Here is a 12,831-nt window from a genome sequence, read left to right on the forward strand (position 1 = left end):
CTCATTGCCGCTCCTGTTCCGGGTTGCTGACCGCGGCGACGGCCTGCGGATCGAGGTCAAAGAGCTCGCGAAGGGCGTCGGCGTACCCGGCGCCGCCGGGCTCGCCGGCGAGCTGCTTGACCCGTACGGTCGGCGCGTGCAGGAGCTTGTCCACGACGCGCCGGACGGTCTGGGTGATCTCTGCGCGCTGCTTGTCGTCGAGGCCCTGGAGCCTGCCGTCGAGGCGCGCCATCTCGGCGGCGACCACGTCGGAGGCCATGGCGCGCAGCGCGACGACCGTGGGGGTGATGACGGCGGCCCGCTGGGCGGCACCGAAGGCCGCGACCTCCTCGGCGACGATGCCGCGCGCGGCGTCGACGTCGGAGGCCATGGGGGCGTCGGCGGCGGCCTCGGCCAGCGACTCGATGTCGACCAGGCGCACGTCGTCGAGCCGGTGCACGGCGGCGTCCACGTCCCGCGGCATGGCGAGGTCCAGCACTCCGACGATCCGCCGCCCGCCCGGCGCCGAGCCGGCGTCCCCGGCCGCGGCACCGTGCGCGGCGTCCCGTGCCCCGTCGCGCGCGGCGAGCGCGGCACGGACGTCGTCGGCCGTCAGCACGATCCCGGTCGCACCGGTGCAGGACACCACGATGTCGGCGTACGGCAGCTCCGCGTGGATCTCCTCCACGGCCACGGCCCGCGCGGCGAAGCGGCGGGGCGGGGCGTCGCCCGCGTGGTCTCCGGTGCCACCGGCCCCGGCGTCGGGACACAGCCCGCAGCCGGAAGCCTCCGCACCCACGGACGGGCCCGCGCCGAGGTGCCCGGGCTGCACGTCGGCGATCCCGGCGAAGCCGTACTCGTCGGCGAGGCTCGCCGCGAGGCGCTCCGCGCGGGACACGGTGCGGTTGGCGATCACCAGTTCGGTGACACCGCAGCGCGCGAGCGTGGTCGCGGCCAGCGAGGACATCGAACCCGCGCCGATCACCAGCGCGCGCCGGCCGGCGACCCAGCGGGCCACGTCGTCCTCCGCCCCGGGTGCCGCCAGCGCGACGAGCGTCTCCAGACCGAAGGTGACCAGGGACTGTCCCGCCCGGTCGATGCCGGTCTCGGTGTGGGCGCGCTTGCCGACCCGCAGCGCCTGCTGGAAGAGGTCGTTGAGCAGCCGCCCGGCGGTGTGCTCGTCCTGCGCGACGGCGAGGGCGTCCTTGATCTGGCCGAGGACCTGGCCCTCGCCGACGACCATCGAGTCCAGCCCGCACGCCACCGAGAACAGGTGGTGCACGGCACGGTCCTCGTAGTGCACGTACAGATAGGGCGTCAGCTCGTCCAGCGCGACGCCGCTGTGCCGCGCCAGCATGGTGGACAGTTCGGCGACACCGGCGTGGAACTTGTCGACGTCCGCGTACAGCTCCAGCCGGTTGCACGTGGCGAGCACCGCCGCCTCGGCGGCGGGCTCGGTGCCGACCGTGTCGTGCAGCAACTTGCCGCGCGTAGACGCCTCGAGCGCGACACGCTCGAGGACGCTGACCGGGGCGCTGCGGTGACTCAGCCCGACGACGAGGAGACTCATGCCGGCATCACGGCGGGCACGTCCCCGTCAGGTCCCGAATCGGGCCGCTTCGTCACCGCGGCGGCCGGCGGTGCCGCGGGGGGCGCCGTCTCCTCCAGCGGAGCCTCCTCGCCGGCCTTGCGCTGCTCGTGGAAGGCGAGGATCTGCAGCTCTATCGACAGGTCCACCTTGCGCACGTCGACGCCCTCGGGAACCGAGAGCACGGTGGGCGCGAAGTTGAGGATGGAGGTCACCCCGGCCGCGACGAGCCGGTCGCACACCTGTTGCGCCGCGCCCGCGGGGGTGGCGATGACGCCGATGGAGACGCCGTTCTCCGCGATGATCTTCTCGAGTTCGTCGCTGTGCTCGACCGGGATGCCGGCGACCGTCCGGCCGGTGAGGGCGGGGTCGGCGTCGATGAGCGAGGCGACGCGGAATCCCCGGGAGGCGAAGCCGCCGTAGTTCGCGAGCGCGGCGCCGAGGTTGCCGATGCCGACGATGACGACCGGCCAGTCCTGCGTGAGGCCCAGCTCGCGGGAGATCTGGTAGACGAGGTACTCGACGTCGTAGCCGACACCGCGGGTGCCGTAGGAGCCGAGGTAGGAGAAGTCCTTGCGCAGCTTCGCCGAGTTGACCCCAGCCGCCGCGGCCAGCTCCTCGGAGGAGACCGTGGGCACCGAGCGCTCCGAGAGCGCGGTCAGTGCGCGCAGATACAGCGGCAGACGGGCGACGGTGGCCTCGGGGATCCCTCGGCTCGCTCTCGTCGCCGGTCGGTGGTTTCGGCTGGTTGCCACGGTGCTCCTGCCGGTTGCGCGAAGCGGTGAGCGGCCGTACGCCGGGTGCGTCGCGTACGTCGCTGCGCACGTTCCCGGACCGCTCCGTCGCGCCCAGGCTATGCCTTTGTGAACGCGTGCACAAAGATGGTGTCCGTTTTGCCCTGGCAACGTGACCGGTGCCACACGCATCAAGGGGGACACGCGTCACACTCCTCACGTATACGCCCCCCGACGGCAAAACGACGTCGATGATAGTCGAATTCCAGCCGATTCCGGGCGCCCGGAGTCACCAGCCTACCGGCCGGTAGAACCTCCGCCGACCACGTGCGCGAGCGCACCCCTCCGGAGGCGGCCGGGCCGCACATCAGCCGGCCAGCGCCCGCCGCAGGCGCTCCGGATCGACGCGCCAGAAGTCGTGCTGCGCGCCGTCGACCAGCACCACCGGGATCTGCTCCCAGTACGCGCGGTACAGCTCCTGGTCCTGGTTGATGTCCTTCTCCTCCCAGACGGCACCCGTCTCGGCGCAGACCCGGTCGATCGTGTCCCGCGCGACGTCGCACAGGTGGCAGCCGGGCTTTCCGATCAGCGTCACGGTCTTCATGACCCCCATTGTCCAGCCACCCGGACCGCGTCCCGCACGCGCGTGCGGGACGTACGGCCGTCCTGATGCCGTACGGCGAGCCGACATCCGTCCGTAACGGACCGCTGCCCGGGACTGGCTATGCTCGCCGTATGCCTCTTCCCTCCTGGCTCACCCGGCCCAAGCGGGCCGCGACCGCGCGCAGCGTCCTCGCGGGCGAGGCAGCCGCGGAGGCCGCACGGAAGCAGGAGGCGGCAGCGCCCGAGCCGCCCGCGGCACCGGAGTTCCCGGTCGCCGGGGACACCCGCGCCGCCGCGTTCTTCGACCTGGACAACACGGTCATGCAGGGCGCCGCCCTCTTCCACTTCGGCCGCGGACTGTACAAGCGGCGCTTCTTCGAGAAGCGCGAACTCGCCCGCTTCGCCTGGCAGCAGGCGTACTTCCGGCTGGCCGGCGCGGAGAACGCCGGACACATGCAGGACGCGCGCGACAGCGCGCTCTCCATCGTCAAGGGCCACCGGGTCAGCGAACTGATGGAGATCGGCGAGGAGATCTACGACGAGTACATGGCCGGCCGCATCTGGCCCGGCACCCGCGCGCTGGCGCAGGCCCATCTGGACGCCGGTCAGCGGGTGTGGCTGGTAACCGCCGCCCCGGTGGAGACCGCGACCATCATCGCCCGACGCCTCGGCCTGACCGGCGCGCTGGGAACGGTCGCCGAATCGGTGGACGGCGTCTACACCGGCCGTCTGGTCGGCGAGCCGCTGCACGGCCCGGCCAAGGCGGAGGCGGTGCGTGCGCTGGCCGTCGCCGAGGACCTGGAACTGGAGCGCTGCGCGGCGTACAGCGACTCGGCGAACGACATCCCGATGCTGTCGCTCGTCGGCCACCCGTACGCGATCAACCCGGACAGCTCGCTGCGCGCCCACGCCGCCCGGGAGGGCTGGCGGTTGCGCGACTACCGCACCGGGCGCAAGGCCGCGAAGATCGGAATCCCGGCCGCCGCGGGCGTGGGCGCCGTGGCCGGCGGCACCGCCGCCGCGCTGGCCATCCACCGCCGGCGCCGCTGAACCGGACTCCTGAGCCGTGCCACGGGATCGGGGCGTCCCGGTGGCGGGCCGTCCGACGGTCCGGACCGTCCGGACCGTCCGGACCGTCGTACACCGGACCGAACGGTCAGCCACCGATCAACCGCGCGAAAACGGCAGACCGTGACGCGCGTCGCAGGCGCATCCCGCCGTCTTACCCCCACCTGCACTCCCCTAGACATGACTCTGACACTCGGTCAGAAGCGGTCATCGAGCCATCAGATTTCGCCTATCAAGTGATCACCATGTCACTCGCGTTCGAATAATTCTCGACTCCCAACACGTAACAGAGCAGACCGAATCGACGATTTCAGCAACTAGGCGTAGTGCTGCCTGTACGAAGCGTTATTCTCCTCAGACGCCTGCGGAACCTCTCCGCCCCTGACCGGGCGAATCGGTCCCGCAGTGCACGTGATGGAAGCTCTGCCTCTGGGAGTCCCGTGTACCCACACGTCGGGGTTGACGCCTCGGGCCTGGCTACGCTGCGTACCTCGGTCGTCGACCGACTGCGCACGCTCGTCCCCAGCGCGTACGCCGTGCCCGCCCTCGCCGCAGCCGCACCTGTCCCCGCACGCCCCTGCTACGCACTGGCCGACAGCACCGCCACAGGCGCCGCGGCCGGCCCCCGGGTCGCCGGCAGACGGCGCGGCGCCTCCGGCTCCGGAACGGCCACCCGGGGTTCGTCCGGCGCCGCGACCCGCGGCGCCTCCGGCACCGCGACCCGCCGCCGGCCCGCCGTCGGCGACACCGAGGCCCGCCGGATGATGGACCTGGTCGAGCGCGCCCAGAACGGCGAGGCCGACGCCTTCGGCAGGCTCTACGACCAGTACAGCGACACCGTCTACCGGTACATCTACTACCGCGTCGGCGGCCGGGCCACGGCCGAGGACCTGACCAGCGAGACGTTCCTGCGGGCGCTGCGCCGGATCGGCACCTTCACCTGGCAGGGGCGCGACTTCGGCGCCTGGCTGGTGACCATCGCCCGGAACCTGGTCGCCGACCACTTCAAGTCCAGCCGGTTCCGACTGGAGGTGACCACCGGGGAGATGCTCGACGCCAACGAGGTCGAGCGCAGCCCGGAGGACTCCGTGCTGGAGCGGCTGTCCAACGACGCCCTGATCGACGCGGTACGCCGACTCAACCCGCAGCAGCAGGAGTGCGTCACGCTCCGGTTCCTGCACGGGCTCACCGTCGCCGAGACCGCGCGCATCATGGGCAAGAACGAGGGGGCGATCAAGACCCTCCAGTACCGGGCGGTCCGGACCCTGGCCCGCCTGATGCCCGAAGACGTTCGATGACCACAGGTGACACGCCATGCGCTCGCGGTCACATCATCGTGACTCCGTAACCCGTCCGGCGCTCGGATCGTTGGGGGGAATGCAGACTCCCCGCAGCGGCGACACGCCGACCCGCGTTCACTCGATCGGGTGTACGCGCACAGGCGGCGCAACCCACCCCCTGCCGTGGGGAGTCCACCGTGCTGATGAGAGGAGGTGCCGCCCGTGATCGGATCCGTATCGGCGAGCCGGCGGGCACACGCCTTCGCCGAAGCCGTGGACGAGCACGACCGCGGGATCGGCGAGGTAGCAGCTGACGGCGACCACGAGCAGGCGCAGCTGCTCGCCCTGGCGGACGGGCTCGGCTCGCTGCCGAGACCCGAGATGGACCCGGAGGTGAAAACCGTCCAACGGGCCCAGCTCGTGGCGGCCATGGAGGCCGCCGTCGCGGAGGGCACCCTCGGAGCCGGCGACGGCCTCGTCCCCCGGCAGCGCGGCGCCCAGCGCGGAAAGGGAGCCCACCGCGCCACCGGCTCCGGACCGTTCGGCCTGTTCCGGCCCACCTCGCGGCTCGGCAAGGGCCTCGCGGCCGGCGGCCTCAGCGTCGGCGTGGCCGCCTCCGCCCTCGGCGGAGTCGCCGCGGCCAGCACCGACGCCCTCCCCGGCGACACGCTGTACGGCCTCAAGCGCGGTATGGAGGACCTGCGGCTCGACCTCGCCGACGACGACGCCGACCGCGGGCTCCTCTACCTCGACCACGCCTCCACCCGGATGCGCGAGGCACGCCGCCTGGTCGAACAGGACCGCACCGGGAACCTCGACCACGAGGCGCTCGCCGACATCCGTCGGGCGCTCTCCGGCGTCAGCCACGACGCGGGAGAGGGCCACCGCCTGCTCAGCGCCGCGTACGAGCGGGACGGCGGCATCGGCGTCATGGAGTCCCTCTCCACCTTCACCCAGGACCACCGCGTCCGGTGGGCGGAGCTGCGCGGGCGGCTGCCCGTGCAGCTGTCGGACGTCGAGGAAGAGGTCACCGAGGTCTTCACCGCCATAGAGCACGAGGTCGAGCCGCTGCGCCCACTCTTCCCCGACCCGCCGGCGGAGTCCGGGCCGACGCAGAGGAACGCGCCCGGCGGGGAACAGCGGGGAGCCGACCGGTCAGGCAGTCCCTCCGCGGAGTCCTCGCAGGGCGAGCGGCGGGACCGCGACTCCGGGGGCGACGGCCCCCGGCCGTCCGGATCGTCCTCGCAGCAGGACGACGGCCTGCTCGACGACGGCCTGCTCGGCGAGCCGTCGTCCGGTCCGAGCAAGGACGGCTCCCGTCCCGGCTCCGGCCGCGACGGCGCAGAGCGTCCCGGGCCGGACATCACCCTCCCGCCGCTGGTCCCGGACGTGCTGCCCGGCCTCGGCGTGGACGCCCGCGACGACTGAATCCCGTCACCGCGCAGGAGGCGGGGCGACGGCCGATCCCCACACCGGCCGCCGCCCCGCCTCCTTGGTATCACCGACACCCCCGTCAGCTGAACACCGTCCGACGACGCAAGACGGTCACGATCGGAGGAAGACCCCCTCCCGACGACCCGCCGGTCCGGCTGGACACCGGCCGCCGCGGCACCCCGGCCCCGTCAGAAGAACACCGACCGCCGCCCCACCAGCAGCTTGTACAACGTGTGCTGGATGGTCTCCCGGACCTGATCGGTCAGGTTGAACATGAGCATGGGGTCGTCCGCCGCCTCCGGCGCGTACCCGTCGGTCGGGATGGGCTCGCCGAACTGGATCGTCCACTTCGTCGGCAGCGGCACCGCCCCCAGCGGGCCCAGCCACGGGAACGTCGGCGTGAGGGGAAAGTACGGGAAGCCGAACAGGCGGGCGAGCGTCCGGGAATTGCCGACCATCGGGTAGATCTCCTCCGCCCCCACGATCGAGCACGGCACGATCGGCGCGCCCGCCCTGAGCGCCGTGGACACGAACCCGCCCCGCCCGAACCGCTGCAGCTTGTACCGCTCGGCGAACGGCTTGCCGATGCCCTTGAAGCCCTCCGGCATGACGCCGACCACCTCCCCGCGCCCGAGCAGCGTCGCCGCGTCCTCCGCGCACGCGAGCGTGTGCCCGGCCTTCCGCGCGAGCTGGCTGACCACCGGCAGCAGGAACACCAGATCGGCCGCGAGCAGCCGCAGGGCACGGTCGGCCGGATGGTGGTCGTGGACCGCAACCTGCAGCATCAGGCCGTCCAGCGGCAGCGTCCCGGAGTGATTGGCGACGACCAGGGCCCCGCCCTCCGCCGGGATGTTCTCGACGCCCCGGACGTCCACCCGGAAGTACTTCTCGAAGACCGGCCGGAGCAGCGACATCAGCACCTGGTCGGTGAGCTCCGCGTCGTAGCCGAACTCGTCGACCTCGTACGCGCCGGTCAGCCGGCGGCGCAGGAACGCCAGCCCGCGGGCGGCCCGCTGCTCCCACGCGCCGTCGGCGGGCGGCCCCGGGGCTTCCGCGGCCGGCTCCGGTCCGTCGTGCCCGGCGCCGCCGTCGTGGCCCTCGGCCTGGTGGGGCAGCGGCACCAGAGACGTGCCGTCGGACTCCGCCCGGCCGCCGCCCGACCGGTCCGGCCGGGACCGGGTGCGGCCGCCCTGCCGGCCCGCGCCGCTGCCGCGCCGGCGGTCACGCTCACGGTCGCGGTCGTCGTCGAACGGGATCACTTTCGCGTCACCCATGGTGGTGCGGCTCCTCCTCGTTCCGGGCCCGCGCCTGGTCGGGTGCGAGCTGTGCGGCGACACGGTCGACGGCGCGGCCGACGCCCTCCGGCGGCAGCAGCCCCTGCGGGCGGCTGCGGGCGAACGCGAGCAGCGCGTCCGCCGTGCTGTACCGCGGCTCGAAGCCCAGCAGTTCCCGCATCTGCGCCGTACGGACCACCCGTCCGTGGGTGAGCATGCGGACCTGTTCCGGCGAGAGGTCGGAGGCCCCCACCGACCTCAGCAGCGAGCCGCCCCAGCGGAGCGCGGGCAGCGGTATCGGCACCGTGGGGCGACCCAGCCGCCGGGCGCACTGGGACAGCAGCAGCACCCCGTCGCCGGCGATGTTGAACGTGCCCGCGTTGTACGTGCCCCGGGCCGGCTCCCCCGCAGCCCTGCGCAGCACCTCGACGGCGTCGTCCTCGTGCACGAACTGCAGCCGCGGATCGTAGCCGAGCACCGTCGGCAGCACCGGCAGCGAGAAGTAGCCGCTCATCGGCGAGTCGACGGTCGGCCCGAGCACGTGCGCGAAGCGCAGCACCGTCACGGACACGTCCGGACGGCGGCGGGCGAAGCCCCGCGCGTACCCCTCGACCTCCACCACGTCCTTGGCGAAGCCGCCGCTGGGCAGCGCCTTCGGCGGCGTCGCCTCGTCGAACACCGCGGGGTCGCGCGGCGCCGACCCGTACACGCCGGTACTGGACTTCAGCACCAGCCGTCGCACCGACGGAGCCTTCTGGCACGCGCCGAGCAGCTGCATGGTGCCGATGACGTTGGTCTCCTTGAGCGCCCCCACGCTCCCGCGCGGCTGCAGCGGCGTCGCGTTGACGTCCAGGTGCACGACGGTGTCCACGCCGTGCTCGGCCAGCACCGTGCCGATCACCGGCTGGCGCAGGTCGGCCTGGACGAAGGTCGCGCCGCCCAGGTGGTGGCCGGGCCGGACCGCGTCCACACCGACCACCCGGTCGACGTCGGCCTCCCGCTGCACGCGCCGCACGAACCGGCCCGCCAGTTGCCGGGCGACTCCGGTGACGAGTACCACCCTGCCCACGTGATCTCCCTGTCGTCGACCGTCGCGACCCGCACACGCCGCCCACCGCGCACGCGCGGGGGCGCACACGCCCCGGGCCCGCGCTGGGGACAGCAGACCACAAAAAAGCCGTCGCCTTCCGCCGCACACGCGTCGGTGTGCGGCGGAAGGCGACGGGTCAACGAGCTGCGTGCCCGCTCACTTCTTGTTGCGGCGCTGTACGCGCGTGCGCTTGAGCAGCTTGCGGTGCTTCTTCTTCGCCATCCGCTTGCGCCGCTTCTTGATAACAGAGCCCACGACTACCCTCGCTCACTTCTCCGACTCGGTGCGGGGCGTCCGAGCCCACACGACCTACATGGGCTCAGCCTACCCGCCGCCGGTGAAGGGACGTAATCCGAGGTTCACTCCGGGGCTCCGGCCGGAACGCGGCACGTACGCCCGCACGGAACTACGCGCTCTCCATCCCGACGTAACTCTCCCGCAGGTACTCGTGGACGGCCTGTTCCGGCACCCGGAACGACCGGCCCACACGGATCGCGGGCAGATGACCGCTGTGCACCAGGCGGTACACGGTCATCTTGGACACACGCATCACGGCGGCGACTTCCGCCACGGTCAGGAACACGACCTCGTTCAGAGGCCTCTGGTCGGCAGCCATGTCTCACCTGAACCTTCCGCACACGTCGGACACCGGCTTCCCCTCCGGCGGCTCCCACCCCATGCGCTACCCAGATACGGGACGGGTGATGCAAGTGGGGAAGAGGAGAGCGATCAGGCTCCTACTGTGACAGACGGGCCCGATTGAGTACATAGCGCGTCAGCGGGCCGTAGTGCACCGCTGACGCCCCGTCATCCAGCGGCACCGCCACGGCCACCCGCCCCTCCGCCTCGCCGACGAACGGCGCCGGATCGTCCGTGTCCGCGGGCCCCATCGCCTCGACGCCGAGCGCGCCCGCCGCGCAGACCCATCCGTGGTCCCCGACGACCAGCTGCGGCAGCCGCCCGCCCTCGGCCGCGGCAGCCGCCAGCGCACTGCGCAGCGGAAGCGGCGAGTGAGTGTGCGCGCCCGGCGCATCCGGATCCGTGCACGCTCCCACCGTGTGGAGGACGGCCACCCCGCGCACGTACGCCAGGCGGTGCGGCACGACGCCGAAGCGCGTCGCCACATCGACGCGCCGGCCACGCCCCGGCGTCAGCACCGGGCATCCCGCGGCGGCGAGCGCGGCCGCCAGCGCGGTGTAGAAGCCCAGCAGACGGTCCGGGTGACCGGTACCGAGGAGCACCGGCTCACGGCGGCGAACGGCGGCGACCAACCGCTCGGCGAACACGTCGAGTGCGGCGAGGGTGAGGTCGGGGTCGATCCGGTCCCGGCCGGAGACCCGCGCGGGGTCCGGCGACACCCCGCACCGCTGCGCCATCAGGGCCAGCAGCTCCGGGACGGTCCAGTCCCCGTCGGGCACCAGCCCGAGCAGCGCCCGCGGGTCGCGCGCGGCGAACAGCCGGTACCTGGTCAGACTCTGCTCGCGGGTCGTCGCCACGGTCCCGGCCAGACCCGCGGCGAGCAGATGCGCCCGCAGCCCGGCAACACTCCGCACACCGCCCATGGTGAACGATCCGCGCCTGCGGCACGTTCGCCTCCGCGCACCGTCACCCGTGCGTGCGACGCGACTTCGTGCTCGCCGGCGGGCCTACGGCAGCAACCCGAGGGCGGGGAACACCGCGCGACGGGTCGCGAGGACGGCCTGGTCCAGCGCGTCCGCGGGGTCGTAACCGGTCTGCTCCCACGGCCGCCACGCCGCCGCGCGGCCGTCGGTCATCCGCCGCGGAGCCGTGGAGACGCCGGTACGCGCGTACACCTCGCGGCGCCACTCCTCGGGCACCTCCGCGTCAGGCGCCACCGGGGCCCCCGCGGCGATCCCCACCAGGTGCGTCCAGCTGCGCGGGACGACGTCCACGACGGCGTATCCACCGCCGCCCAGAGCCACCCAGCGGCCGTCGGCGTACTCGTGGGCCCAGGCATGGCACGCCTCGGCCGCGGCACGCTGCGCGTCGACGCTGACCGCGAGGTGGGCGAGGGGGTCCTCCGCGTGGGTGTCGGCTCCGTGCTGCGTCACCAGCGCGTCCGGGCGGAACTCGGCGAGCAGTTCGGGCACCACGGCGTGCAGCGCCCGTAGCCAGCCGTCGTCGCCGGTCCCGGGCGGCAGTGCGACGTTGGCGGACGTGCCGGGCGCCGCAGGGCCGCCGGTCTCCTCGGGCCACCCGGTGCCGGGGAAGAGCAGGCGCGGGTGCTCGTGCAGGGAGATCGTGAGCACCCGGGGATCGTCCCAGAACGCGGCCTCGACGCCGTCTCCGTGGTGCACGTCCACGTCCACGTAGGCGACCCTGCGCGCGCCGAGTTCGAGGAGCCGCGCGACGGCGAGGGCCGCGTCGTTGTAGACGCAGAAGCCGGCGGCGGAGCCGGGCATCGCGTGGTGCAGGCCGCCGGAGAAGTTGACGGCGTGCCGCGCCTCGCCCCGCCACACCGCCTCGGCGGCGCCGACGGACTGGCCGGCGATGAGCGCGGAGGCTTCGTGGACCCCGGCGAACGCCGGGTCGTCCATGGTGCCCAGACCGTAGGATCCGTCAGCGGTCAGCGGGTCGGCGGAGATGCGGCGCACGGTGTCGATGTAGTCCTGGCGGTGCACCAGCCGCAGCGTCGAGTCCCCGGCGGACATGGCCGCCCTCACGTCCAGCCCTGCCGTCCCGGGCAGGCCGAACGCCTCGACGAGACGCATCGTGAGCGCCAGCCGCACAGGATCCATGGGGTGTTCGTCACCGAAGTCGTAGCCGGTGACCGCCTCGTCCCACATCAACACCGCGCCGCCGCTCATGCCCGCCACCGTACCGGTGCGGTTCAGGAGGAGAGGAGACCCACCAGGGCGTTCATGTCGGTGAACCGTTCGCGTGCGGCGGCCAGCCGGTCCGGCGGCGTCATCGCCGCGTAACCGTACACGTCCATACCGGCCGCGACACCGGCCCGCAGACCGAGGGGGCTGTCCTCCACGACCGCGCACCGCCCGGGCGGGACGCCCATCGTCCCCGCGGCGTGCAGGAACAGCTCGGGGTCGGGCTTTCCGCGGGCCACGTCCTGCGCGCTGAAGATCCGGCCCTCACCGAACCGTTCGTACAGGCCGGCCTTCGTCAGTGAGACGCGAATGCGCTCGTGGGTGCCCGAGGAGGCCACGCAGTACGGCACCCCTTCGGCCTCCAGCTTGTCCAGGACCCCGCCGATGCCGTCGACGGGCAGCAGCTCCCGCCGGAAGGCGGCGAAGGTCCGCTCGTGGAGGATCTCCTCGAACGTGAGGGGCAGGCTGTCACCGGTGCGTACGCGGACCACCTCGCGCACCCGTGTGACGGAAGAGCCCATGAAGTCGCGTACGGACTCCTCGAGGGTGGTGGGGTGGCCGAGCTCCGTGAGCAAGGCGGCCAACACCCGGTTGGCGATCCGTTCGCTGTCCACCAGGACACCGTCGTTGTCGAAGATCACCAGGTCGTAGCGCATGCGCGTCAGCCTAAGGGCCTGCACTTGGGCGGCGGGGAGCCGGTCAGGGTCTGGAAACGGCGAAAGCCCCGCCGGCCCGAAGGCCGACGGGGCTCCCGTCAATGATTGTTCGGCGGCGTCCTACTCTCCCACGAGGTCCCCCTCGCAGTACCATCGGCGCAATGAGGCTTAGCTTCCGGGTTCGGAAAGTAACCGGGCGTTTCCCTCACGCTATAACCACCGAAACACTATGAAACACACAAGAACCGGGAGAACCAGCCGCAACCCCGGATGCCACCAACA

The 12,831-nt window shown here is 72.7% G+C and carries 13 protein-coding genes and 1 rRNA gene; 3 read left to right on the forward strand and 11 right to left on the reverse strand.

The annotated features are described in order from the left end of the window. Position 1 precedes the first annotated feature (1 nt). The 3 genes from hemA to K304_RS0116205 form a co-directional block, all read right to left on the reverse strand. Positions 2 to 1,549 (reverse strand): glutamyl-tRNA reductase, encoded by a 1,548-nt coding sequence (gene hemA, locus K304_RS0116195; RefSeq protein WP_027764605.1) that lies wholly within the window; start codon positions 1,547 to 1,549, stop codon positions 2 to 4. Next, complete coding sequence (locus tag K304_RS0116200; protein ID WP_027764606.1) at positions 1,546 to 2,322, reverse strand: redox-sensing transcriptional repressor Rex; 777 nt, start codon at positions 2,320 to 2,322, stop codon at positions 1,546 to 1,548. Before K304_RS0116200 ends, hemA begins: the two co-directional genes overlap by 4 nt. Positions 2,323 to 2,668: 346 nt before the next feature. Next, the gene (locus tag K304_RS0116205) at positions 2,669 to 2,905 is read right to left on the reverse strand and encodes a glutaredoxin family protein (protein ID WP_037790714.1); all 237 of its coding nucleotides are present in this window, start codon (positions 2,903 to 2,905) and stop codon (positions 2,669 to 2,671) included. Between the two features lie 131 nt (positions 2,906 to 3,036). Between K304_RS0116205 and K304_RS0116210 the strand changes: the two genes are divergently transcribed. From K304_RS0116210 to K304_RS0116220, 3 genes are all read left to right on the forward strand, one after another. Next, positions 3,037 to 3,954: an HAD family hydrolase gene (locus K304_RS0116210; RefSeq protein ID WP_027764608.1), complete on the forward strand. Its 918-nt coding sequence runs from the start codon at positions 3,037 to 3,039 to the stop codon at positions 3,952 to 3,954. A gap of 458 nt (positions 3,955 to 4,412) precedes the next feature. After that, positions 4,413 to 5,270: an ECF subfamily RNA polymerase sigma factor, BldN family gene (locus tag K304_RS0116215; RefSeq protein ID WP_027764609.1), complete on the forward strand. Its 858-nt coding sequence runs from the start codon at positions 4,413 to 4,415 to the stop codon at positions 5,268 to 5,270. A gap of 204 nt (positions 5,271 to 5,474) precedes the next feature. After that, positions 5,475 to 6,680: a DUF5667 domain-containing protein gene (locus tag K304_RS0116220; protein ID WP_027764610.1), complete on the forward strand. Its 1,206-nt coding sequence runs from the start codon at positions 5,475 to 5,477 to the stop codon at positions 6,678 to 6,680. Between the two features lie 194 nt (positions 6,681 to 6,874). On the opposite strand, the gene K304_RS0116225 is transcribed toward K304_RS0116220, so the two are convergent. From K304_RS0116225 to rrf, 8 genes are all read right to left on the reverse strand, one after another. After that, on the reverse strand, positions 6,875 to 7,960 hold the full coding sequence (locus K304_RS0116225; protein ID WP_027764611.1) for a lysophospholipid acyltransferase family protein: 1,086 nt from the start codon (positions 7,958 to 7,960) through the stop codon (positions 6,875 to 6,877). Next, positions 7,953 to 9,029 carry an NAD-dependent epimerase/dehydratase family protein gene (locus K304_RS0116230; RefSeq protein ID WP_027764612.1) on the reverse strand — a complete coding sequence of 359 codons (1,077 nt, stop codon included), beginning with the start codon at positions 9,027 to 9,029 and terminating at the stop codon, positions 7,953 to 7,955. Before K304_RS0116230 ends, K304_RS0116225 begins: the two co-directional genes overlap by 8 nt. Positions 9,030 to 9,206: 177 nt before the next feature. After that, on the reverse strand, positions 9,207 to 9,305 hold the full coding sequence (locus K304_RS32205) for a 30S ribosomal protein bS22 (RefSeq protein WP_003948845.1): 99 nt from the start codon (positions 9,303 to 9,305) through the stop codon (positions 9,207 to 9,209). Positions 9,306 to 9,456: 151 nt separating this feature from the next. Further along, on the reverse strand, positions 9,457 to 9,666 hold the full coding sequence (locus K304_RS0116240) for a helix-turn-helix domain-containing protein (RefSeq protein ID WP_027764613.1): 210 nt from the start codon (positions 9,664 to 9,666) through the stop codon (positions 9,457 to 9,459). 121 nt (positions 9,667 to 9,787) lie between these two features. Next, entirely contained in the window at positions 9,788 to 10,612 is an 825-nt protein-coding gene (locus tag K304_RS0116245; protein ID WP_199779622.1) for a phosphatase, read from the reverse strand. Positions 10,613 to 10,696: 84 nt separating this feature from the next. Next, entirely contained in the window at positions 10,697 to 11,878 is a 1,182-nt protein-coding gene (locus K304_RS0116250; protein WP_027764615.1) for an acetoin utilization protein AcuC, read from the reverse strand. 23 nt (positions 11,879 to 11,901) lie between these two features. Then, entirely contained in the window at positions 11,902 to 12,549 is a 648-nt protein-coding gene (locus K304_RS0116255) for an HAD family hydrolase (protein ID WP_027764616.1), read from the reverse strand. Positions 12,550 to 12,656: 107 nt separating this feature from the next. Beyond that, a 5S ribosomal RNA gene (gene rrf, locus K304_RS0116260) occupies positions 12,657 to 12,773 on the reverse strand. Positions 12,774 to 12,831 lie beyond the last annotated feature (58 nt).

The sequence above is a fragment of the Streptomyces sp. CNS606 genome (assembly GCF_000426325.1).